The 21,951-nt window shown below is 74.2% G+C and carries 18 protein-coding genes; 10 read left to right on the plus strand and 8 right to left on the minus strand.

Annotated features, from left to right (window positions below; all coding sequences use genetic code 11):
- The first annotated feature begins 1 nt into the window (after nucleotide 1).
- The 4 genes from ABEA04_RS05235 to ABEA04_RS05250 are packed head-to-tail and all read left to right on the plus strand — an operon-like array spanning nucleotide 2 to nucleotide 5,167.
- Nucleotides 2-1,579, plus strand: coding sequence for an AMP-binding protein (locus ABEA04_RS05235; protein ID WP_345455239.1), 1,578 nt, complete (start codon nucleotides 2-4; stop codon nucleotides 1,577-1,579).
- Nucleotides 1,576-2,712 carry a thiolase family protein gene (locus ABEA04_RS05240; RefSeq protein WP_345455241.1) on the plus strand — a complete coding sequence of 379 codons (1,137 nt, stop codon included), beginning with the start codon at nucleotides 1,576-1,578 and terminating at the stop codon, nucleotides 2,710-2,712. Before ABEA04_RS05235 ends, ABEA04_RS05240 begins: the two co-directional genes overlap by 4 nt.
- Nucleotides 2,712-3,092 carry a Zn-ribbon domain-containing OB-fold protein gene (locus ABEA04_RS05245; RefSeq protein WP_345455243.1) on the plus strand — a complete coding sequence of 127 codons (381 nt, stop codon included), beginning with the start codon at nucleotides 2,712-2,714 and terminating at the stop codon, nucleotides 3,090-3,092. The genes ABEA04_RS05240 and ABEA04_RS05245 overlap by 1 nt, the downstream gene beginning before the upstream one ends.
- The gene (locus ABEA04_RS05250) at nucleotides 3,089-5,167 is read left to right on the plus strand and encodes an acetate--CoA ligase family protein (RefSeq protein ID WP_345455245.1); all 2,079 of its coding nucleotides are present in this window, start codon (nucleotides 3,089-3,091) and stop codon (nucleotides 5,165-5,167) included. The genes ABEA04_RS05245 and ABEA04_RS05250 overlap by 4 nt, the downstream gene beginning before the upstream one ends.
- A 532-nt stretch (nucleotides 5,168-5,699) precedes the next feature.
- Here the strand turns inward: ABEA04_RS05250 and ABEA04_RS05255 are convergent.
- The 3 genes from ABEA04_RS05255 to ABEA04_RS05265 are packed head-to-tail and all read right to left on the minus strand — an operon-like array spanning nucleotide 5,700 to nucleotide 8,613.
- Nucleotides 5,700-6,785 (minus strand): iron-containing alcohol dehydrogenase, encoded by a 1,086-nt coding sequence (locus tag ABEA04_RS05255; RefSeq protein WP_345455247.1) that lies wholly within the window; start codon nucleotides 6,783-6,785, stop codon nucleotides 5,700-5,702.
- Nucleotides 6,782-7,777: a transketolase family protein gene (locus ABEA04_RS05260; RefSeq protein ID WP_345455249.1), complete on the minus strand. Its 996-nt coding sequence runs from the start codon at nucleotides 7,775-7,777 to the stop codon at nucleotides 6,782-6,784. The genes ABEA04_RS05255 and ABEA04_RS05260 overlap by 4 nt, the downstream gene beginning before the upstream one ends.
- On the minus strand, nucleotides 7,774-8,613 hold the full coding sequence (locus ABEA04_RS05265) for a transketolase (protein ID WP_345455251.1): 840 nt from the start codon (nucleotides 8,611-8,613) through the stop codon (nucleotides 7,774-7,776). The genes ABEA04_RS05260 and ABEA04_RS05265 overlap by 4 nt, the downstream gene beginning before the upstream one ends.
- Before the next feature lie 119 nt (nucleotides 8,614-8,732).
- Between ABEA04_RS05265 and ABEA04_RS05270 the strand changes: the two genes are divergently transcribed.
- The gene (locus ABEA04_RS05270) at nucleotides 8,733-9,128 is read left to right on the plus strand and encodes a hypothetical protein (RefSeq protein WP_345455253.1); all 396 of its coding nucleotides are present in this window, start codon (nucleotides 8,733-8,735) and stop codon (nucleotides 9,126-9,128) included.
- A gap of 82 nt (nucleotides 9,129-9,210) precedes the next feature.
- Here the strand turns inward: ABEA04_RS05270 and ABEA04_RS05275 are convergent, their stop codons facing one another.
- A complete protein-coding gene (locus ABEA04_RS05275) occupies nucleotides 9,211-9,693 on the minus strand; it encodes a hypothetical protein (protein WP_345455255.1) in 483 nt (160 codons plus the stop codon).
- 67 nt (nucleotides 9,694-9,760) lie between these two features.
- Between ABEA04_RS05275 and ABEA04_RS05280 the strand changes: the two genes are divergently transcribed.
- Entirely contained in the window at nucleotides 9,761-10,543 is a 783-nt protein-coding gene (locus tag ABEA04_RS05280; protein WP_345455257.1) for an alpha/beta fold hydrolase, read from the plus strand.
- A 342-nt stretch (nucleotides 10,544-10,885) separates the two neighbouring features.
- On the opposite strand, the gene ABEA04_RS05285 is transcribed toward ABEA04_RS05280, so the two are convergent.
- Nucleotides 10,886-12,130, minus strand: coding sequence for an MFS transporter (locus ABEA04_RS05285; RefSeq protein ID WP_345455259.1), 1,245 nt, complete (start codon nucleotides 12,128-12,130; stop codon nucleotides 10,886-10,888).
- 295 nt (nucleotides 12,131-12,425) lie between these two features.
- Between ABEA04_RS05285 and ABEA04_RS05290 the strand changes: the two genes are divergently transcribed.
- Entirely contained in the window at nucleotides 12,426-12,920 is a 495-nt protein-coding gene (locus ABEA04_RS05290) for a nucleoside deaminase (RefSeq protein WP_345455261.1), read from the plus strand.
- Between the two features lie 19 nt (nucleotides 12,921-12,939).
- On the opposite strand, the gene ABEA04_RS05295 is transcribed toward ABEA04_RS05290, so the two are convergent.
- Nucleotides 12,940-14,130, minus strand: coding sequence for a PucR family transcriptional regulator (locus ABEA04_RS05295; RefSeq protein WP_345455263.1), 1,191 nt, complete (start codon nucleotides 14,128-14,130; stop codon nucleotides 12,940-12,942).
- Nucleotides 14,131-14,219: 89 nt separating this feature from the next.
- Between ABEA04_RS05295 and ABEA04_RS05300 the strand changes: the two genes are divergently transcribed.
- The 3 genes from ABEA04_RS05300 (at nucleotide 14,220) to ABEA04_RS05310 (ending at nucleotide 17,881) form a co-directional block, all read left to right on the plus strand.
- Nucleotides 14,220-15,875, plus strand: a complete 1,656-nt coding sequence (locus ABEA04_RS05300; protein ID WP_345455265.1) for an FAD-binding dehydrogenase — start codon at nucleotides 14,220-14,222, stop codon at nucleotides 15,873-15,875.
- Nucleotides 15,872-16,813, plus strand: a complete 942-nt coding sequence (locus ABEA04_RS05305; RefSeq protein ID WP_345455267.1) for an MBL fold metallo-hydrolase — start codon at nucleotides 15,872-15,874, stop codon at nucleotides 16,811-16,813. Before ABEA04_RS05300 ends, ABEA04_RS05305 begins: the two co-directional genes overlap by 4 nt.
- 321 nt (nucleotides 16,814-17,134) lie before the next feature.
- A complete protein-coding gene (locus ABEA04_RS05310; protein ID WP_345455268.1) occupies nucleotides 17,135-17,881 on the plus strand; it encodes a thioredoxin-like domain-containing protein in 747 nt (248 codons plus the stop codon).
- 196 nt (nucleotides 17,882-18,077) lie between these two features.
- Here the strand turns inward: ABEA04_RS05310 and ABEA04_RS05315 are convergent, their stop codons facing one another.
- Together ABEA04_RS05315 and ABEA04_RS05320 are read right to left on the minus strand one after the other, a co-directional pair.
- Nucleotides 18,078-19,901 carry a sigma-54-dependent Fis family transcriptional regulator gene (locus tag ABEA04_RS05315; RefSeq protein ID WP_345455269.1) on the minus strand — a complete coding sequence of 608 codons (1,824 nt, stop codon included), beginning with the start codon at nucleotides 19,899-19,901 and terminating at the stop codon, nucleotides 18,078-18,080.
- Between the two features lie 9 nt (nucleotides 19,902-19,910).
- The gene (locus tag ABEA04_RS05320; protein WP_345455270.1) at nucleotides 19,911-21,734 is read right to left on the minus strand and encodes a sigma-54-dependent Fis family transcriptional regulator; all 1,824 of its coding nucleotides are present in this window, start codon (nucleotides 21,732-21,734) and stop codon (nucleotides 19,911-19,913) included.
- Nucleotides 21,735-21,951: the final 217 nt, after the last annotated feature.

Genomic DNA, 21,951 nt, shown 5'->3' on the forward strand with positions numbered 1-21,951 from the left:
CATGGCCGACTTCACCTTCGCCGAGCTGACCCCCACGGCGTTCCTGCGGCGCTCGGCGACGGTGCACGCCGAGCGGGACGCCGTCGTCGACGGCGACCTGCGGCTCACCTACCGCGAGCTCTACGACCGCTGCCGGCGGCTGACCGGTGTGCTGGCCGGGCTCGGCGTCGAGCCGGGCGACCGGGTCGCCGTCCTGGCCACCAACAGCCACGTGCTGCTCGAGATGCACCACGCCGTGCCGATGCGCGGTGCGGTGCTGGTGCCGCTCAACATCCGGCTCTCGCTCGAGGAGCTCACCTACGTCGTCGAGCACTCCGGCTCGACGGTGCTGGTGAGCGGCGAGGAGCACGCCGAGGCCGCCGCCGAGGTGGCGCGACGCACCGGCGTGCGGCACCTGGGCGCCGGCCCGGACGGCGACTACGAGCGCCTGCTCGCCGCCGCCGAGCCGGCCGAGGTCGCCTGCGCCGACGAGCGCGGGCTGCTCGGCATCAACTACACCAGCGGCACGACCGGGCGCCCCAAGGGCGTGATGACCCACCACCGCGGCGCCTACCTGCAGAGCCTCTCGCTGCTGGTGCACGGCCGCATGGACGCGAGCACCGCCTACCTGTGGACCGTGCCGATGTTCCACTGCAACGGCTGGTGCCTGACGTGGGGCGTCACCGCGGTCGGCGGCCTGCACGTGTGCCTGCGCAAGATCGACCCCGAGCGCATCTGGACCCTGCTGCGCGACGAGGGCGTCACCCACTTCAGCGCCGCGCCGACCGTGCTCACGATGATCGCGGACGCCGAGGCCGCCGCCAGCCCGCCGCTGGAGCGCCGGGTCGCCGTCCAGACCGGTGGCTCGCCGCCGTCGCCGACGCTGCTGGCCCGCATGGACCGGCTCGGCATGGACGTGACCCACCTCTACGGCCTCACCGAGACCTTCGGGCCCATCGGCATCAACGAGGAGCAGCCCCACTGGGCCGACCTGGACGCCGAGGCGCTGGCCGCCGTGAAGGCGCGGCAGGGCGTGGCCAACGTGATCGCCGAGCCGCTGCGCGTCGTCGACCTGGACGGCGTCGACGTGCCGGCCGACGGCGCGACGCCCGGCGAGATCGTGGCGCGCGGCAACGACGTGATGCTCGGCTACTACCGCGACGAGGAGGCGACGGCCGCGGTCGACCTCGGCGGCTGGTTCCGCACCGGCGACCTCGCGGTGATGCACCCCGACGGCTGGATCGAGATCACCGACCGCGCCAAGGACGTCATCATCACCGGCGGCGAGAACGTCGCCTCGGTGGAGGTCGAGCGGGTCATCGACGCCCACCCGGACGTCGTGGAGTCGGCCGTGGTGGGCCGCCCCGACGAGCGCTGGGGCGAGGTCCCGGTGGCGTTCGTGACGCTGCGGGAGGGCCGCGAGCTGACGGCCGAGCAGGTCGCCGACCACGTGCGGGCGCACCTGGCCGGGTTCAAGGTGCCGCGGGTCGTGCACTTCCGCACGCTGCCGAAGACCTCGACCGGCAAGATCCAGAAGCAGGTGCTGCGGCGCCACGCGGGCGACGCGGGTGACCGGGCCGACCCGGGAGCCGGCGGGTGACGGCCAGCCTCACCGGCGTCGGCGTCACCGGCTTCGGCCGCCAGCCCGGCCCCGACTCCGTCGACTGGCAGCTGATGGCCGCCGAGCTCGCGCTGGCCGACGCCGGCGTCGACCCCGAGGCGGTCGACGCGCTGATCACCGGCTACTCCACCGTGAGCGGGCACCTGATGCCGGCCGACCTGCTGGCCGAGCGGTTCGGCATCCGCCCGGCGACGGCGTTCGGCATGAGCGTCGGCGGCGCCACGGGGCTGGCGATGCTGGCGCAGGCGCAGCGGCTGGTGATGGCCGGCGCCGCGCGGCACGTGCTCGTGGTGGCCGGTGAGAACCGGGCCAGCGGGCAGGCGCGCGAGACCTCGACCCGGGTGCTGGCGCAGGTGGGGCAGGCGGCCTACGAGGTGCCGCTCGGCGGCACGGTGCCGGCGTACTACGCGCTGCTCGCCTCGCGCTACCTGTGGACCTACGGCCTCGAGCCGTCGGCGCTGGCCCCGCTGCCGGTGCAGATGCGGGCCCACGCGGCCCGCAAGCTCGGCGCGCAGTACCGCAAGCCGATCACGGTCGAGGACGTCGTCGCCTCGCGCCCGGTGGCCGACCCGCTGCGGCTGCTCGACTGCTGCCCGGTCTCCGACGGCGGCGCCGCGTTCCTGGTCTCGGCGGCGCCGACCAGCGAGCGCTCGCTCGAGATCGCCGGCACCGGCCAGGCGCACCGCCACCAGCACCTGACCGCGCTCGAGATGGGCGACACCGGTGCGGCGCTCGCCGCGCAGCGCGCCCTCGCCGAGGCCGACGTCGCCTGGGAGGCGGTCGACGTCTTCGGCATCTACGACAGCTTCTCGATCACCGTCGCGATGCTGCTGGAGGAGCTCGGCCTCGCCGCCCCCGGCCGCGCCGGCGCGTACGCCGCGGCGGGCGCGTTCGACGTCGACGGCCGCTACCCGACCAACACCCACGGCGGCCTGCTCTCCTACGGCCACTGCGGCGTCGGCGGCGGCATGGCGCACCTGGTGGAGGTGGCGATCCAGCTGCGGCAGGAGCGCGGCGTCAGCCAGGTGGGCGGCTGCGAGGTGGGCTACGTGCACGCCGACGGCGGCGTGCTCTCGGCGCACGTGGGCGTCGTCCTCAGGAGGGGGCACTGATGGAGCGGGCAGACCGGCTCGAGGCGCGCCGCGGCGACTGGACCGACGGTGAGCCGCTGCTGCTGGTCGCGACGTGCGAGCGCTGCGGTCAGCAGCGCTACCTGCCGCGGCTGCGATGCCCGGTGTGCGGCGGCGAGGAGGCCACCGACGCGCCCGCGTCGGGGCGAGGGCTGTGCGTGGCGGCGACCCGGCTGCACGCGGCGGCGACGACGGACGGCGAGGAGGTACGACTCGTGCTGGTGGAGCTCGACGAGGGGCCGGTGGTGATGGGACGCGCGCACGACGACACGCTCGCGCCGGGCGACCGGGCGCGGCTGTCGTTCCGCGACGACGGCCGCGACGGCGCGCTGGTGCCCAGCTTCGCGGCGGAGCGACCGTGAGCGGCCTCGGGTTCCTGCACCGGCCGACGTCCGTGGCCGTGGTCGGCGCCTCCGACGACCCGGAGAAGATCGGCGGCCGGCCGCTGCGCTACATGCGCGAGTTCGGCTACGGCGGCACCGTCGTCGCGGTCAACCCCAAGCGAGAGACGGTGCAGGGGATGCCGACGGTGCCCCGGCTCGCCGACTCGCCGGTCGTGCCCGACGTGGTGCTGGTCGCCGTGCCCGGGCAGGCCGCGGTGGACGCCGTCCGCGTGGCCGCCGAGATGGGCTCGCGCGGCGCGATCGTGATGTCGTCGGGCTTCGGCGAGACCGGCACGCCCGAGGGCCTGCGCATGCAGGACGAGCTGCTCGGCCACGCCCGCGCCGCGGGGATGCGTGTGGTCGGGCCGAACTCGCAGGGGCTGGCGAGCTTCGAGTCGGGCGCGGTGATGGGCTTCTCGACGCTTTTCACCGAGGAGCCGCCGGCCGACGGACCCGTCGGCATCATCAGCCAGAGCGGTGCTCTCGCCTCGGTGCCCTACGGCATCCTGCGGCGCCGCGGCATCGGCGTCCGCTACGCCCACGGCACCGGCAACGACCTCGACGTCACCGCGGCCGAGCTGGCCGCCGAGGCCGTCACCGACCCCGGGCTCAAGCTGCTGCTGCTCTACCTCGAGGGCGTCACCGACCCCGAGTCGCTGGTCGAGCTGGGGGAGCGCTCGCGCGAGCGCGGCGTGCCGGTGGTGGCGCTCGTGGGCGGTCGCAGCCGGTCGGGCAGCCGTGCGGCGGCGTCCCACACCGGGGCGCTGGCCACCGAGCGGCGGGTGCTCGACGCGTTCCTCGAGCGGGTCGGCATCTGGCAGGTGCACGGCGTCCGCGAGCTGGTGGCCGCGAGCGAGCTGTACCTGCAGGACTGGAAGCCGCAGGGTGAGGGGCTCGCCGTCGTCAGCAACTCCGGCGCGGTGTGCGTGCTGGCCGCCGACGCCGCCGAGGACGCCGACCTGCCGCTCGCCTCGTTGAGCGAGCACACGGTGGCGCGGCTCGACGCCGAGCTGCCGACGTTCGCGGCGACCGGCAACCCGGTCGACGTGACCGCCGCGCTGCTCACCGACAGCGGCCTGTTCGGTCGCGTGCTGCCGGTGCTCGGCGACGACGACGCCGTCGGCGCGTGCCTGCTCGGCATCCCGGTGGCCGGTCGCGGCTACGACGTCGAGCGGTTCGCCCGCGACGCCGCCGCCTTCGCCGCCGGCGGGACGCCGCTGGTCTGCGCGATCCCGCAGCCGAACGTCGCCGCGCCGTTCCGCGCGGCCGGGCTGCCCGTCTTCGACGACGAGGACTCCGCCGTCACCGCCCTGGCGCAGTACCTCGCGCACCGGCGGCGCATGGCCCGCGCGGCGGGGCTGCCGCGTCCGGCCCTGGCGCGCCCGGGCGACCGGGGCGGTGACGGCGGCTCGCTCAACGAGGCCGAGAGCCTGGCCGCGCTGGCCGGGCTCGGGGTGCCGGTGGTCGAGCGCGAGCTGGTGGGGTCGCCGTCCGAGGTGGAGGCGGCGTTCGGCCGGCTCGGCGGGCGGCCGGTCGTGGTCAAGGGCAGCAGCGCGACCGCGACCCACAAGTCCGAGCTCGGGCTGGTGCGGCTCGGCTGTGCGACCGCCGCGGACGCCGTCGCGGCCGCGGAGGCCGTCGCGGCGTCGGCGGACGCGCACGGCGTCGGGCTCGACGGGTTCCTGGTGGCGCCGATGGTGCGCGGGCTGCACGAGGGCCTGGTGGGCGCCAGCCTCGACCCGGTCTTCGGGCCGGTGATGCTGCTCGGCGCCGGCGGCACCTACGTCGAGGCCGTCCCCGACACCCAGGTGCTGCTCGCCCCCTGCACCCACGACGAGGTGCGCGAGGCGATCGCCCGCCTGCGGATGGCGCCCCTGCTCGCCGGCGTCCGCGGCGAGCCCGCCGCCGACGTCGACGCCTGGGCCGACGCCGTCGTCCGCGCGTCGGAGGCCCTCGCCGACCCGTCGTCCCCGATCGCCGGCTTCGACGCCAACCCCCTCCTCCTCCTCGAGGACGGCGTCGTCGCCGTCGACGCGGTGGTGCTCACCCGCTGACCATCCACGGACCCTGAGCTCGTCGAAGGGCCACCCCACGGGGACGTTCGCGTGCAGGGCCGGTGGTTTCGAGGCTCGTCGCCAGGGCTCCTCGCACCTCAACCACCGGATCGACGCCACGACCACGCCAACGTCCCCCTCACGGACCCTGAGCTTGTCGAAGGGCAACCCCACGGGGACGTTCGCGTGACGGGCCGGTGGCTTCGAGGCTCGTCGCCAGGGCTCCTCGCACCTCAACCACCGTCGGAGGCGCGGCCGGCCCCTCACGGTGGTCGAGGTGCGAGGCCGGCCACGGCCGAGCCTCGAGACCCCGCACCGTCAACGCGAACGCAAGTGCACGGACCCTGAGCTTGTCGAAGGGCCACCCCACGGGGACGTTCGCGTGCAGGGCCGGTGGTTTCGACGACGCTCGTTCCTCGCTGCTCAACCACCGGTGGTCGAGCAGGCCGAGCGTCTGCGCGAGGCCGTCGTCGAGACCCGGGACGTCAACGTCGACGTCCCCACACGGACCCTGAGCTTGTCGAAGGGCCTCTCAGCCCGCGCCTGCCTCCACCCGCTCGATCGCGGCGACGACGTCGTCCGCGGTGACGGGGCGGGCGAGGTTGGCGAGGTGGGGGGCGGTCATGGTGACGCGGGCGATCTCACGCACCTCGTCGGCGGTCGGGTCGGGCATCCCGAGCCCCGGCAGCGAGTCCGGCAGGCCGACGTCGGCGAGGAACCCCCGCAGGTCGGCCAGCTCGGCGTCGTCCGCGCCCTCGGCGGCCCGCTGCACCAGCGTCGCCCAGGCGACGTGCTCGCCGTGCAGCGCGTCGCGGGCTCCCCGCGCCCGCATCAGCCCGCGGGTCAGCGAGTGCGCCAGCGACAGCCCGCCGTTCTCGAACCCGAGCCCGCTGAGCAGCACCACCGCCTCGACGGTGGCCTCGAGGTCGTCGTCCACCTCGCCCCGCTCGCACGCGGCCAGCCCGGCGACGGCGTGGGCGCGCAGCGCGTCGAGGGCGGCGCTCGCGATGGCCCGGCCCACCAGCAGCGGACGCGTGCCGAGGGTCGTGACGCCGGTGCCGGCCGCGCACGCCGCGGCCTCGAACGCCTTCGAGACCGCGTCGCCGACGCCGGCCCGCAGGAACCGCACGGGCGCCGCCGCCACCAGCGCGGTGTCGACCACGACGGCGTGCGGGTTGGCGGCCAGCTGGTCGACGCCCACCATGCGGTGCTCGTCGTCGTACATCGCAACGGCCTTGCTGGTGGGGGAGTCGTTCGAGGCGACGGTCGGCACCGTGACCACCGGGACGCCGAGCCGCAGCGAGACCGCCTTGGCGACGTCGAGCGACTTGCCGCCGCCGACGCCCACGACCACGCCCGTGCCGACGTCGGCCACCGACGCCGTGAGCGCGTCGGCCGCGGCGGCGGTGATCTCGCCGTCCAGCACGCGCAGCTCGGGCGCGAGCCCGGCCGCCCCCAGCACGGCCGAGACCCGCGGCCCGAGCAGCTCGCGCACGTACGGGTCCGAGACGACCACCGGCCTCGGGCCGTACGGGGCGACGAGCTCGCCGAGTCCGTCGAGCGCGCCGGGCCCCTGCACGTAGCGCAGCGGCCCGGCGAAGACCCGGAGCCCGCTCACACGCCGTCGACCACGGCGCGCACGATGCGCGGCAGGTCGACGCCGTAGGTCGCCTCGAGGTACTCCTGCGAGCCGCACTCGAAGAAGCCGTCGTCGAGGCCGACCCGCACCATCGGACGCAGCAAGCCGGCGTCGAACATCGCCTCGGTGACCAGTGTGGCCAGGCCGCCGGTGCGCTTGTGGTTCTCGGCGACCACGAGCCGGTCGTGGCGGCCGGCGAACTCGAGCACGCCGGCGGTGTCGAAGGGCTTGATGGTCGGCACGTGCAGCACGCTCGCCTCGATGCCCTGCTCGGACGCCGCCCGCGCGGCGTCCAGGGCTCGGCCGGTCATGTAGCCGGTCGAGACGATGCCGACGCTGCCGTCACCGCTGCGCAGCGGGGCCGCGACGCCCGGGATGAACTCGTAGTCGTCGGGCAGCTCGACGGGCACCTTGCCGCGCAGCAGCCGCACGTACACGGTGCCCGGGATGTCGGCCACCGCGCGCGTGACCTGCCGCAGCTCGACGGCGTCGCACGGGTCGATGATCGTGAGGTCGGCGATGCCGCGCATCATGTTGAGGTCTTCGGTGGCCTGGTGCGTGGCGCCGTAGCCGTTCATCAGGCCGGGCATGCCGGCGAAGATCTTCACGTTCGCCATGGAGTGCGCGCAGGCGATGGCCACGAAGTCGTAGGCCCGCCGTGTCACGAACACCGAGTACGTCGTGCAGTAGGCGATCTTGCCGACCTTGGCGAGGCCGGCCGCCGTGGCGACGAGGTTCTGCTCGGCCATGCCGACGTTGAAGAACCGGTCGGGGTGCTCGTCGCGGAAGGGGAGGATGTCGCTGTAGCGGCCCATGTCGGCGGTGAGCGCGACGATCTCGGGCCGCTCGCGACCCAGCGCGGCCAGCTCGGTGCCGAAGGGCGCGAGCACGGTCTCCTTGTCGGCGACGTCGATCAGCTCGCCCATGCCGCGGGTCTGGCCGAAGACCTCGGGGCCGGTCGTGGTGCTCATCGGTTCTCCTCCAGCTCGTCCATGAAGCCCGCCCACTCGTCGTCGCCGACCCGCACGAAGTGCGCGCGGGGCCGCGCCACGATCGAGGGGATGCCGTGCCCGGGCGTCGTCCGCAGCACGATCGCCTTGGGCCGGCCGTCGCGCTCGCGCGAGGCGGCGAGGGCGTCGGTGAGGGCCTGCATGTCGTTGCCGTCGACCTCGCGGGTGTCCCAGCCGAACGCGGTGAGCTTCTCGGCCACCGGCTCGATGGCCACGGTGACCGGACCGTCGGCCTGGATGCCGTTGCAGTCGACCAGAGCGACGAGGTTGTCGACGCCGAACGTGGCGCCGCCCATGAGCGCCTCCCACGTGGAGCCCTCGTCGAGCTCGCCGTCGCTGAACTCGCAGAAGACCCGGGCGTCGGACCCGTCGATGCGCAGCCCGAGCGCCATCCCGACGGCCTGGCCGAGGCCCTGGCCGAGCGAGCCGCCGACGATCTCGATGCCGGGGGTGACGTCGAAGGTGCTCATCGGCAGCCGCGAGCCGTTGAGGCCGTAGGTCGGCAGCTCGTCCTCCTCGAGGTAGCCGGCCGCGGCCAGGACGGCGTACATCGCGATGGAGTAGTGGCCGGTGGAGAGCAGGAACCGGTCGCGGTCGGGGTCGTCGGGATTGGCCGGGTCGTGGCGCAGCTCGTGGAAGTAGAGGGCGGCCAGGCAGTCGGCGATGCCGAGCCCCTGGGCGATGTAGCCCTCGCCCTTGCCGCGGGTCATCGTCATCATCAGGCGGCGCAGCTCGTGGGCGTGGTCGCGCAGCGCGGCGACGTCGGCCGTCGCGGGTGGGCTGAGGGTGGTCGGCATGGCGCCAGCCTCGCCGCGCGGCCGAGCGGGGCCTTGTCCCACATTGCAACAGGGACGCCGCTCCGCCCGACCATGCCGACGTGCGGGCACGCCCGCGGCGACTCACCTAGCGTTCGTCCATGCCGTCGTTCATCGCGTTCCGTCGTGAGGGCAACCTCTGGCTCGTCGCCGTGGTCGCGGCCGTTCTGCTCGTCGCCTGCGTCGCTCTCTACCTGCTGTACGCGGCGTATCTGCTTGCGTTCGCTGACGAGGGCGCCCTACCGCCTCGATGGCGCATCCCAGACCTACCCGCCGGGGCATCAGTGATCCACGAATCGAAGGAATGCGCCTCGGGCGGTTGCTGGCGCCAGCTGACGATCCAGCCCGGTCGTGGGCAAACGGCGAATGACCTGGCTGGCGAGCTCGGCCTCAGTGGCGGCGGACGACGAGAGGGTTGGAAGTGGTACGACCCGCACTCCGTCTCTATCAGCGGCGGAGTCTACGACGGTCACGTCCGCATGGATGTGGGCTACTAGTTGACGCTTGACGCGCCAGGCTCCACCGGACCATGCCGCGCATGGCGCGGTCATGCCGACGGTCGGGCGTTCGCATCGGGCTTCACCCGATGGGCTGGAACCCAGGCGCATCCGCCGATTCGAGGACCTCGGTCACGATCGCGCGGTCCTCACCAGTCACGCTCACCACGACGCCCCCCACGATGACGTAACCACTCCAGGACTGCACTCCTGCGACCTGAACAGAGACGACGGTCCCTGGCTCGGCGCCCGGGTCGTACAGGCTCGAGTCCTGGAAGGTCACGCCCGCTCGCTCGCCACACGTAGCGGCGGTGGGCGGGCCCCAGTGCTCGACATCTGCTAGGCAGTCGTCACTCTTCTGGAAGGCCCAGCTCTGGGGCACATCGACCCGAATGTCGTCGTAGCTGAGGCGTTGCCACCCCTCCCGAGAACTGTCCGTGCTCTCGGCTCGAGGCCCCGGCACCTCGGGACGAGAAAGCCAGACGGCGAGACCGGCCACGGCTACGACGCCGACGACGAGGCCCAGTAGCCATGACCGCCTCGGCTGCGCCATGACGAGAATCATGCACCTCGGACGCTGGCGGGCGCGGAGCGCGATGGTGCCGATTTCGGCGCGGACTACCGTTCCCGTGGTGACGTTGAACAACGTGAGACGTGGGAGCGGCAGTCCGCTGTTGCTGGTGCACGGGCTGGGCGCCGGGTTGCGGTCGTGGTCCCCGATCATCGACGAGCTGGCCGAGAGTCGCGAGGTCATCGCCATCGACCTGCCGGGGTTCGGTGAGACGCCGCCGTTGAGCGGCGAGGTCTCGATCTCCACCTTGACCGACTCCGTCGTGGCGTTCATCCGCGAACAGGGCTTGGACGGCGTCTCGACGGTCGGCCAGTCGATGGGCGGCCGGATGGTGCTCGAGCTCGCGCGGCGTGGCGTCGGCGGTGACACCGTGGCGCTGGACCCGGGCGGCTTCTGGAGCGACCGCGAGCTCCTCGTCTTCGGCGCCACGCTGCGACCGTCGATCGCCCTGGTCCGTGCTCTGCGAGGGGCGCTGCCGACACTGCTCGGCAACCCTGTGGGGAGGACCCTGCTGCTGGCGCAGCTGTCGGCGAGGCCGTGGGCGCTCCCGCGCGACGTCGTGCTGCCGGACGTGCGCGGGTTGGCCGACTCGCCGTCCACCGGCGCCGCCTTGGACGCACTGACCAAGGGGCCCAAGCAGGAGGGGGCGGCGGCCGGCACGGTGCCCGGCAGGGTCACGATCGGTTGGGGTCGTCGCGACCTGGTGACCGTGCCGAGACAGGCCGAACGCGCGGCGGAGCTGTTCCCCGACGCGGTGCTGCACTGGTTCGAACGCTGCGGTCACTTCCCGCAATGGGACGCACCGCTCGAAGCGGTGCGACTGATCCTGGACCACACCGACTGAAGTCTGCTGATCTGCCCTCGGATGCCGAGCCGGTCGCGACGGCCGATCCGGCTGCGGTCGTGGGGCGCGCGGCCATCCCGCGCGTTCGGGGTGCGGGAGTGTCGAGTCCCTGTTCGCTATCGCACCTGGCGGTCGCGGAAGGATCCGGTGCGAACGTCCTGGCGATGCGGCTCAGCCGCTGGCAGATCTACTCGGTGTCGAGGTCGTTGATGCTCGGCTCGCGGACCCCGGGACGTGGTCGCTCCGCTGGGCGGACGGCACTCTGCTGGTGATTTCCGGCCGGCTCGCCTCCGCCTGAGTACCCGTCGTCCGCCGAGTCTCGGGGGTGGCCGCCGCGTGCGGTCAGTCCGCCGCGCGGGCCCGGGCGGTCAGCTCGAGGCGGTCGACGACCGCCCGGACCCTCCGGCGATAGCGCCAGACCTGCAGGAGCCCGACAGCCCACAGCGGGTACTGCACGGCCATCGCCCAACGGAACGCGTCGGCGTCGAAGTCGGAGCCGGCGCCGGGGGTGCGCCAGTCGAGCACCAGCCCGATCGCCACCACCACGACGAGACTGGCCGAGAACCCGGCCTGGTTGATGATGCCGTTGGCGCTGGCCAGACGCTCGGCAGGGTTCGACGTGCGGGCGAGGTCGAAGCCGATCATCGACGCCGGTCCACCGATCCCGATCACCTGGGTCAGCACGACCAGCAGCCACAGCGGCGCGGGGCCCGGCCAGAGAAGGACGGCGGTCCACACCGCGACGATCGACCACACGATGCAGATCGTCGCCGTCGACCGGTGCCACGGGTGCCGACCGATCAGCCAGCCGATCGCCGGCCCGCTGTACATCACCGCCACCACGACCAGGCTCAGCAGCAACCCGGCCCGCGCCTCGCTCAGTCCCTCCCCGCGCACCAGGAACGGGAACCCCCACAACAGCGTCATCGCGGTAGCGCTGAACTGGGTCACGAAGTGCGTCCAGAACCCCAGGCGCGTCCCAGGCTGGTCCCAGCTGGCCCGCAGGCTGGCCCGGACGGCGGCAACGGTGAGCACCGAGCCGCGCACCACCCGGTTCGCCGGGCTGTCGTGCACGACGAGCGCCACGGCGAGCGTCGCGAGCGCTGAGACCCCGGCCGCGAACAGGTAGGCCGCGGTCCAGCCGAGCTGGCCCAGCGCCCAGGTCATCGGCGCGGCGGCCGCGACGGCACCCAGCTGTCCCAGCGTCCCGCTCAGCGCGGTCACGAACGGGATCCGTCGGCCGGTGAACCAGCTGCTCACCAACCGCAACAGACAGATCCACGTCATCGCGTCACCCACACCCACGAACACCCGCGCAAGCAGCGCGGTGCCGTAGTCGTCCGCGACGGCGAAGCCGGCCTGGGCCAGGGTCAGCAGCACCGCCCCGGTCAACATCACCGAGCGCGGCCCGAACCGATCCACGAGGACACCGACCGGCACCTGCATGCCGGCATACAGCAGCAGCTGCAGGGTGGTGAACGTCGCAAGCTGTGCAGCGCTGATGTCGAACCGGTCGGCCGCCGCGAGGCCGGCCACCGCCAGGCTCGAGCGGTGGAAGATGGCCAGCAGGTAGGCCAGCAACCCCACGCCCCACACCACCCACGCCCGCCGCACCCGACGACGGTATGCCCGACGCCTGTCCTCCCGACCATGCGCGTCGCGGGTCTCGCGCCGCCGTCCGGACGCACGACGCCACGAAGGCGGTCGGCTGGACCCAGGTCGGGCTCGTGGCCGACCTCCGAGCGGACCCGACCGCGGACCGTCGGGGCGCAAGCACCGCATGGCGCCGCACGTCATCGATGCTTTCCGACTGAGGTGTCGGTGGCCGCCGGTCGCCACCGGGGTGGGTCCGCCCGCGGCTCGCCGAACCTACGCTCCGGGAGTGACCAGCCACGCCGACCCCGACCCCGCTCTCGTCGCCCGCTCGGTCGAGCTGGCCCGCGGCAACGTGGCCGAGGGCGGCAAGCCGTTCGCCTGCGTGGTGGTCGATGCCGCGAGCGGCGAGGTGCTGCACGAGGCGACCAACCAGGTCGTGCAGAGCGGCGACAAGACCGCCCACGCCGAGATCACCGCCATCCGCGAGCTGGCGGCGACCGGCCGCACCGACCTGCGCGGCTGCGACGTCTACGTCACCGCCTACCCGTGCCCGATGTGCCTGGGCGCGCTCTACTACGCCGAGCCGGAGCGGGTCGTCTTCGCCGCGACCCGCGAGCAGGAGGGCGAGCACTACGAGGACGGCGGCCGCTACATGAGCCTCGCGACGTTCTACGACGAGTACGCCAAGCCGCCCCAGGACCGGTCGCTCCCGTCGACCCAGGGCGAGCACCCCCACCCGACGGCGCCCTTCGAGGACCACGCGGCGCGCCACGGGTCCTGACCGCCGGCCGCAGCCGGCCTCACCGTCCCGGAGTCGTCTCGAGCGCCATCAGGGAGGTGTGGACCAGGAGGGTGTCCCAGGCCGAGGTGGTGCTGCGTCCCGAGACCTGGGCGGCGCGCCGCAGGCGGTGGCGCATCGTCTGGGGGTGGAGGCCGAGAGCGGCGGCGGCCTCGGTGGCCGAGCCGTGGGCCAGGTAGGCGCGCAGGCCCTCGAGCAGGTGCGCGTGGCGCGGCTGCAGCAGCGGGCCGAGGGTGGCCGCGGCCAGCTCGGCCGCGGACGCGGGCGGGTCGCCGACCAGCAGGGCGAGGTAGAGGGCGTCGGCGAGCCCGAGCACGTCACGGGCGGCCGTGGCCTCGGCGGGGGCCGTGCGGACGGCGTTGAGGGCCAGCCGGTAGGCCCGCGGCACCTGGTCGGTGCCGGTCGCGACGACGGCGCACCCGCGCCAGGCGCGGAAGCGGAGGTCGTCGGCGACGTGCGGAGTCGAGGGCGTCAGGACGACGGCGGCGCCGTCGCGCCGCGCGTGCATGACGACCCGGCCGTCAGGGTCGGGGCCGGGCACGTCGCCGACGACCGCGGCGAAGTCCGCGACCTCGCCCTCGGTGAGCGGCCCCGCCGGCCGCGCGGGGGCCGCGACGAGCACCGACAGCTGCTCGGGGACGACGACGCCCAGCTGGCCTGAACGGTCACGCAGCGCGTCGCGGGAGACGTGGCGCCCGGAGAGGAGGTCGTGGGTGAGGGCCGACATCGACCGCCCGCGGTCGTCGGCGAGCCGGTCGGCGGTGACGGTGTAGCCGGCGAAGAGCGCCTCCGAGAGGTCCTCCACCCCGGTGAGGAGCGTGCGGTTGAGGGCCACCACGTCGTCGACGGACAGGGCCTCGCCGGCGGCCTCGACGATCAGGTCCGCCGTCTCGACGGCGGCGACCCGGTAGGCCCGCAGCACCGCCAGCAACGGCCGCCCGTCGGTGGCCCGGGCGACGCCGATGCCGTGGAAGCGACGTCGGTCGGCCTCGCTGAGGCCCGTCTCGTCGACCCACATCTCGACCAGCCGCCGCACGGCCCACCGGGCGATGGCGTGGGTCTCCTGCCGCTGCGTCGCGGTCAGGTTGGCGTAGGCCGGGATCTGCGCCTCGACCCTCGCCATCACGCGCGCCGCGACGCGCTCGTCGTCCTGCAGTCGACGGAGCGTCGCCGCGCGGTCGGGCTGTCCCATGGCGTCATGTTGTCACCCGGTGATGACGGACCCCCGCTGTCGTGCCACGTCTGCTTGTCAGGTCGGACGGGTGCCTCGACGCTGGGCTCATGGATGCAGACGTGATCGTGGTGGGGGCGGGACTCGCGGGGCTGGTCGCGGCCGCCGAGGTGGCCGACGCGGGCCGCACCGTGGTGCTGGTCGACCAGGAGGGCGAGCAGAACCTCGGCGGCCAGGCGTTCTGGAGCCTCGGCGGGCTGTTCATGGTCGACAGCCCCGAGCAGCGCCGGATGGGGATCAAGGACTCGGCCGAGCTGGCCCGGCAGGACTGGTTCGGCAGCGCGCAGTTCGACCGTGAGGAGGACCGCTGGCCCCGGGAGTGGGCGGAGGCCTACCTCGACTTCGCGGCGGGGGAGAAGCGCGCCTGGCTGCGCCAGATGGGCCACCGGCTGTTCCCGGTCGTGGGCTGGGCCGAGCGCGGCGACGGCCGGGCCGACGGTCACGGCAACTCGGTGCCGCGGTTCCACCTCACCTGGGGCACCGGGCCGGGCGTGGTGGCGCCGTTCGAGCGTCGCGTGCGAGAGCACGTCGACGCGGGCCGCATCCGGTTCGCGCTCCGCCACCAGGTCGACGGGCTGGTCGTCGAGGACGGCGCCGCGGTCGGCGTCCGGGGCACCCTGCTCGAGCCCACGACGGCGGTGCGCGGTGCGCCGAGCAGCCGGGTCGGGGTCGGCGACTTCGAGCTGCGCGGCCAGGCCGTCGTGGTCAGCTCGGGCGGCATCGGCGGCAACCACGACCTGGTGCGCAAGGCGTGGCCCGCGCGGCTGGGCACGCCGCCCGCGCGCATGGTCTCCGGCGTGCCGGCGCACGTCGACGGCCGGATGCTGACGATCACCCAGGACGCCGGCGCGACCGTGATCAACCCCGACCGGATGTGGCACTACGTCGAGGGCATCCGCAACTGGGACCCGATCTGGGACAACCACGGCATCCGCATCCTGCCCGGCCCGTCGTCGCTGTGGCTCGACGCCGCCGGCCACCGGCTGCCGGCGCCGCTGTTCCCCGGCTTCGACACCCTCGGCACCCTCAAGCACCTGCGCGCGACCGGGTACGACTACTCGTGGTTCGTCCTGACCCAGAAGATCATCGAGAAGGAGTTCGCGCTCTCGGGGTCGGAGCAGAACCCCGACCTGACCGGCAAGGACATCAGGCTCGTCCTCTCCCGGGTCAAGCCCGGTGCCCCCGCACCGGTCGAGGCCTTCAAGCAGCACGGCGAGGACTTCGTCGTCGCCGACACCCTCGACGAGCTGGTCGCCGGCATGAACCGGGTCGCGGACGACGGCGTGCCCGCTGTCGAGGTCGGCGCCCTGCGGGGGCTGATCGAGGCGCGCGACCGCGAGATCGACAACGACTTCACCAAGGACGCCCAGGTCACCGCCATCCGAGGCGCCCGCCGCTACCGCGGCGACAAGCTCGTCCGCGTGGCCGGTCCGCACAAGATGCTCGACCCCAAGGCCGGGCCGCTGATCGCCGTCCGCCTCAACATCCTGTCCCGCAAGACCCTCGGCGGGCTCGAGACCGACCTGTCCGGCCGGTGCCTCACCGGCGACGGCTCGCCGTTCCCCGGCCTGTACGCCGCCGGCGAGGTCAACGGCTTCGGCGGCGGCGGGATGATGGGCTACAACGCGCTCGAGGGCACGTTCCTCGGCGGCTGCCTCTTCTCCGGGCGCACCGCGGGCCGCGCCGCCGCGCAGGACGTCGGATGAGGCTCCGGCTCGGTCGCCCTGACCTCGGCCGGCACGCCGACCGCTTCGACGTCCCACCCGCCGGCGAGGACGCCGACCTCGCGGTGACCTTCCTCGGCGTCTCGACGCTGCTGCTGGACGACGGGCGCTCGGCGATCCTGTTCGACGGCTACTTCTCCCGTCCCTCGCTGGCGAGGGTCCTCGCGACCAGGATCTCGCCGGACCCGCAGCGGATCGACGCCGCGCTCACGCGACTCGGGTTCGGACCGACGGCGCGGCAGCTCAAGGCGGTGCTCCCGGTGCACTCCCACTTCGACCACGCGCTCGACGCCGCCGTCGTCGCCCGGCGCACGGGTGCCGTGCTCGTCGGCGGGGAGTCGACGGCGAACGTCGGTCGCGGGGGCGGTCTCGACCCGCACCGCATCCACGTCGTGCAGCCCGGCGCGGCCGCGCGGTTCGGGGCGTTCACCGTCACGCACGTCGTCTCCGACCACTGCCCTCCCGACCGGTTCCCGGGCGCCATCGCGACACCCGTCGTGCCGCCGGCCCGGGCGCGCGCGTATCGGTGCGGCGAGGCGTGGTCGATCCTGGTCGAGCACGCGTCTGGCCGGACCGTCCTGGTCCAGGGGAGTGCCGGCTTCGTGCCCGGCGCCCTCGACGGGCGACGAGCCGACGTGGTCTACCTCGGTGTGGGGCAGCTCGGCGTCCACCCGGACGGCTACCTGCGTGACTACTGGCACCACACCGTGCGGGCCGTGGGCGCCCGCCGTGTCGTGCTGACCCACTGGGACGACTTCTTCCGGCCGCTCGACCAGCCGCTGCGCGCCCTTCCCCTCGCCGGCGACGACCTGGACCACACGGTCCGGGTGCTCGACGAGGAGGCCCGTCGTGACGGCGTCCGCCTGCACCTGCCCGCCGTGTGGCGGGCCGAGGACCCGTGGGCCCGGACGGCGCCGTAGTCGGACGCCGCCGTCCTGAGCGGGTCGGACCGCCCGCGGCTCACCCCGGAGGGCTGGCCCGGTCGGGCCATCGCAGTTGACCCGACCGGGGCATGGATCGGCGGCGGCGCGTCGGGCACGCTTGTCGCTGTCCGAAGACACCGCGTCGGGGTGAGTCATCACCACATCGAGGTGACGAGTGACTCGTAGGGGGCCGACCCCCTGGCGCCGACGGCGCGCTCAACCCTGCACCGCGACCACGCGTGCGGGGTTGTTTCGATTTCGGGGCGTTCCGTGGTCGGCGCGGACGGTGGCACCCGCCGGCCACCTACCCTGGGCGCCATGAGCGTCGGCCCTCCCCAGCCCCCGCCGGCCGGTCCGCCACCCGGTTGGAGCCCGCCGCCCGGTCCGCCGCCGGGCCCGCCGTCCGGGTGGGGCCAGCAGCCCGGGTGGGGCCCGCCGCCCGGACCGCCGCCGCGCCGCGCCGGCCGCGGGCGTGTGGTCGTGGCCGTCGTGGCGGCGGTGGTCGTCGTCGCGCTCGCGATCACGGTCCCGCTGCTGCTGACGGGTGACGACGAGGACGAGGCGGGCACCGACGGCGGGCCGACGTCGTCGTCCACCGAGGGCACCGGCAGCACCGGCGCGACCGAGGAGGCCGAGCCGACGCTGGACGACGTCCGCACCTTCCGAGACCTGAAGACCGACCACGTCACCGACGACGTCGAGTACTCCTCGACCCCGCCGGCCGGTGGCGAGCACGACCCGGCCTGGCTCGACTGCGGCGTCTACGACGAGCCCGTGCGCGACGAGAACGCCGTGCACGACCTCGAGCACGGCACGGTGTGGATCACCTACGCCCCCGACCTGCCCGCCGAGGACGTCGACGCCCTCGCCTCCGTGCTGCCCGAGAACGGGATCATGTCGCCCTACGAGGGCCTGCCCGCGCCGGTCGTGGTGACGGTCTGGGAGCGGCAGCTGGCGCTCACCGGCGCCGACGACCCGCGGCTGCCGCTGTTCCTCAGCGAGTTCAGCGCCGGCGAGACCGCCCCCGAGCCGTTCGCGTCCTGCGCGGGCGGCATCACCCCGTAGCGCCATCGGTCGATCCGTCGTAGACGGACGTGCATAGCTGCGCTGCCGGCAGCCCGAACCCACTCGTGGCGGGGCGTGGCGCGGGGAGTCGGCCACCTTGGCACGTCCGTGTACGTACGGGCCCCTCGACAAGCTCAGGGTCCGTTGGGGTCGGGCCCCTCGACGGGCCCTTCGACGGGCTCAGGGTCCGTGGGGCTCAGAAGTACTGGGTGTCCGGGTCGAGGCGGTAGGCCTGCAGCTTGCGGTAGAGCGTGGAGCGCGAGATGCCGATGGCCTGCGCGGCCGCGACCTTGTTGCCGTCGTGCTGGCGCAGGGCGGTGAGGATGGCGCCGAGCTCGAGCTCCTCGATCGCGGTCAGCTCGCGGCGGCGCGAGCTGCCCTGCAGCTCGACCGGTAGCGCGTCGGCGCCGATCTCGGGGCCGATGCAGGTCGAGACGACGCCGCGGATCGTGGCCTCGAGCTGGCGCAGGTTGCCCGGCCACGGCGCCCGCATCAGGCAGCGCAGGGCGGCGGAGGAGAACCGCAGCGGCCGCTCGCCGCGGTGCTTGTCGAGCAGGGCGGCCGCCGTCGGGCCGATGTCCTCCTGCCGGTCGCGCAGCGGTGGCACGGTGACCCGGCCGACGCCGACGGTGTCGACCAGCCGGCGCAGCGCGAAGCCGGCGTCGTCGTCACGGGCGGCCGCGGTGGTGGTGAGGGTGGCGACGATGCGCGGGGCCGGGGCGGCGGCGTCGTCGGTCTCGAGCAGGCTGGCCGCCGCGGCGGCCGACTCCGACGACAGCTGCTCGAGGTGGCGCAGCAGCAGCGCGCCCGGCTCGCCGGCCAGCGCCGCCCGCAGGCGAGACACGAACGGCGGCGTGCCGTCGGTCCAGCCCTCGGCGGCGTCGATGACCACGACGTCGTCGTCCGCGACCTGCGCCGCGGCCAGCACGGCCCGGGCGAGGGCGAACTTGCCGACGCCGGGCTCGCCGTCGATGAGCATCGGGACGCCGCGGGCCGCGAGCCGGGTGGCGTGCGCGATGGCGGTCACCACGGCCGGGCTCTGGCCCGGCAGCGAGACGGTCGGCCGGGGGAGCGGGCCCACGTCGAGCCCGCGCGGCTCGCGCTCGGCCCGGGCGACCTCGAACTCCACGAGCGCGCCGATCACGGTGCCGTCGCGATCGACCGGCTGGCACCGCACGATGCGGAACCGTCCCTCGGTCAGCTGGCCCAGCGCGCCGAGGTCGGAGACCGACCCCAGCGCGACGCCGCGCACGTGCTCCCACAGCAGGGCCCGGTCGACGCCCTCGAGCAGGTCGGTGACCTTCGGGCCGGCGATGAAGATGTCCTGGCCGATCGCGGCCGTCGGCGCGCGCCGCGAGCCGATCGCGACCAGGTAGGCGTCGAGCAGCTGCCGCTCGCTCGTGGTCGCCTGCGCGAGCAGTCGGCTCTCGACCTCCTGCGCGGTGCTGGTCATCAGCGGCGTCAGCAGCGGGTTGCCCGACGTCGCGCGGCACGACAGCGTCACCACCGCCTCGAGCCGGCGCGTGATCGGGTGGTGCACCGGCACCCCGACGCAGGTGAACGGCCGCAGCGCGTCGGCGAGGTGCTCGGGACCGCTGACCTGGATCGAGACGCCGGTCTCGATGACGCTGCCGCAGCCGTTGGTGCCGATCGACTCCTCGCTGTTGTCGAAGCCGGCGTTGGCGTTGATGCGGTCGAACATCGGCACGACCGACCGGTCGGGCATCCAGCGGTGCACGAGCGTGGCCTCGTGGTCGGCGAGCAGGATGCCGGCCTCGAGCCCGGCGAGCTGCTCGGCCAGGCGCGAGAGCACCGGGTCGGCGGCCAGCCGCAGCGCGGCGCGGGCGTGGTGCTCGCCCTTGAACGTCAGGGCGGGGTTGGCCAGCTGGGCGCCGCTGCGCAGCGAACGCTTCCACGACTGCAGCACCTGCGGGCGCACCTGGCGCTCGAGGTGGCGCGGGATGACGCCGTCGGCGAGCAGGTGCTCGCGAGCGGCGTCCAACGACCTGCGCTCGGCCACGGCGACGGCCTAGAAGTACTGCTTGTCAGGGTCGAGCCGGTAGGCCTGCAGCTTGCGGTAGAGCGTCGAGCGCGAGATGCCGATGGCGGCCGCGGCGGCGACCTTGTTGCCGTTGTGCTGGCGCAGCGCGCTGAGGATGGCGCCGAGCTCGAGCTCCTCGATGGCCGACAGGTCGCGCTTGCGGGCGTTGCCCTGCAGGTCGAGCGGCAGCGCGTCGGGACCGATGACCGGCCCGATCACGGTGGAGGCCAGGCCGCGCACGAGCGCGTCCATCTGCCGCACGTTGCCCGGCCACGGCGCCCGCATCAGGCAGCGGAGCGTGGCCGAGGCGAAGTGCAGCGGCCGCCCGCCGCGGTGGCGCTCGAGCAGCGCGATGGCGGTGGGGGCGACGTCCTCGGCCCGGTCGCGCAGCGGCGGCAGGGTCACCCGGCCGACGCCGACGGTGTCGATGAGACGCCGCAGCCCGGCCGCCGGGACGCCGTTGGTGGTGAGCGTGGCGACGACGCGCGGGGCGCCGGGCCGCTCCTCGAGCGACTCCAGCAGCGCCGAGGTGGCGGCGGCCGCCTCGGGCGTCAGCGCCTCGAGGTGACGCAGCACGACCGCCTGCGGCTCGAGCTCGAGCTCGCGACGCAGCAGCGAGACGAAGCGCGAGGGGTCCTCGATCCAGCCGGCGGCGGCGTCGACCACGGCGGTGCGCTCGGGTGCGGCGTCGGTGGAGGCGAGGACGGCGCGCGCCAGCGCCAGCTTGCCGACCCCGGCCTCGCCCTCGATGAGCACCGGGACGCCGGTGGCGGCCAGGCGCGTGGCGTGCGAGACCACGCTCAGCAGCGCGGCGCTCTTGCCGGGCAGCGGTGAGGTCGACTTCGGCGTGGCGGTCGGCGCCGGACGCCGGCTCGTGGTCGGCGCCGGGCGGTCGACCTCGAGCTCGACGATCGCGCCGATGATGCGCCCGTCGCGCTCGACCGGCTTGCACCGCGCGATGCGGAACCGCTCCGACTCGACGGCGACCCCGGCGCCCCGGGCCGCGGCACCGTCGGAGGCGCCCATCGCGACCGCCCGCACGTACTCCCACAGCGCGGCGCGGTCGACGCCCTCGAGCAGGTCGGTGACCTTGGGGCCGGCGATGAAGATGTCCTGGCCGACGGCGGCGACCGGGGCGCGCCGCGAGCCGATGGCCACGAGGTACTCGTCGAGCAGCAGCCGCTCGCTGGTGGTGGCCTGGGCCAGCAGCCGGCTCTCGACCTCCTGCGCGGTGCTGGTCATCAGCGGCGTCAGCAGCGGGTTGCCCGAGGTGGCGCGGCAGTTCATGGTGATGACGCCCTCGAGGCGCCGGGTGATCGGGTGGTGCACCGGCACGCCGACGCAGGTGAAGCCCTGCAGCGCCTCGGCCAGGTGCTCGGGCCCGGAGATCTGGATCGCCTGGCCCGACTCGATGACGCTGCCGACGCCGTTGGTGCCGATCGTCTCCTCGCTGATGCAGAACCCGACGTCGGAGTGGATCCGGTCCATCATCGGCAGGATGCCGGCGTCGCTGGCCCACCGGCGCACGACGACGGCCTCGTGGTCGCACAGCAGGACGCCGGCGTCGAGGCCCGACAGCTCGGTGGCCAGGCGCGTCAGCACCGGGTCGGCCGCGAGCCGCAGCGCGGCGCGGGCGTGGTGCTCGCCCTTGAAGGTCAGGGTCGGGTTGGCCAGCTCGGCCCCCGACATCAGCGATCGCTTCCACGACTGCAGCACGTCGCCGCGCACGCGGCGGGCGAGCCGGTCGGGCACCACGCCGTCGGCGAGCAGATGCCCGCGAGCGGCGTCCACCACCTTCATCGAGGTCGTCATGTCACACCCTCATTCCTGACCCCGCACGCGACGTTGCCCCCCGCACTCCGCGTCGCGGAGCCGTCCGTGTGAGGTCGGTTACACCTTAGGGTGAGCGACCCGTACCCGCCGGTGTATCAGTTTGGAACACCGCTCGACCGCCGGACGTCGTGCGCGTGCGACGCCCGGGCCGCTGTCCCGGCCGCCGTCGCAGGTGCGTCCCGAATTGGGACAACCG

Source organism: Nocardioides marinquilinus, assembly GCF_039543705.1.
Taxonomy (GTDB): domain Bacteria; phylum Actinomycetota; class Actinomycetes; order Propionibacteriales; family Nocardioidaceae; genus Nocardioides; species Nocardioides marinquilinus.

Coding starts and splice junctions, on each gene's coding strand:
- ABEA04_RS05275 (WP_345455255.1), bottom strand. CDS start 9,693: ATGATTCTCGTCATGGCGCAGCCGAGGCGGTCATGGCTACTGGGCCTC.
- ABEA04_RS05305 (WP_345455267.1), top strand. CDS start 15,872: ATGAGGCTCCGGCTCGGTCGCCCTGACCTCGGCCGGCACGCCGACCGC.
- ABEA04_RS05310 (WP_345455268.1), top strand. CDS start 17,135: ATGAGCGTCGGCCCTCCCCAGCCCCCGCCGGCCGGTCCGCCACCCGGT.
- ABEA04_RS05260 (WP_345455249.1), bottom strand. CDS start 7,777: ATGAGCACCACGACCGGCCCCGAGGTCTTCGGCCAGACCCGCGGCATG.
- ABEA04_RS05320 (WP_345455270.1), bottom strand. CDS start 21,734: ATGACGACCTCGATGAAGGTGGTGGACGCCGCTCGCGGGCATCTGCTC.
- ABEA04_RS05270 (WP_345455253.1), top strand. CDS start 8,733: ATGCCGTCGTTCATCGCGTTCCGTCGTGAGGGCAACCTCTGGCTCGTC.
- ABEA04_RS05300 (WP_345455265.1), top strand. CDS start 14,220: ATGGATGCAGACGTGATCGTGGTGGGGGCGGGACTCGCGGGGCTGGTC.
- ABEA04_RS05295 (WP_345455263.1), bottom strand. CDS start 14,130: ATGGGACAGCCCGACCGCGCGGCGACGCTCCGTCGACTGCAGGACGAC.
- ABEA04_RS05265 (WP_345455251.1), bottom strand. CDS start 8,613: ATGCCGACCACCCTCAGCCCACCCGCGACGGCCGACGTCGCCGCGCTG.
- ABEA04_RS05235 (WP_345455239.1), top strand. CDS start 2: ATGGCCGACTTCACCTTCGCCGAGCTGACCCCCACGGCGTTCCTGCGG.
- ABEA04_RS05245 (WP_345455243.1), top strand. CDS start 2,712: ATGGAGCGGGCAGACCGGCTCGAGGCGCGCCGCGGCGACTGGACCGAC.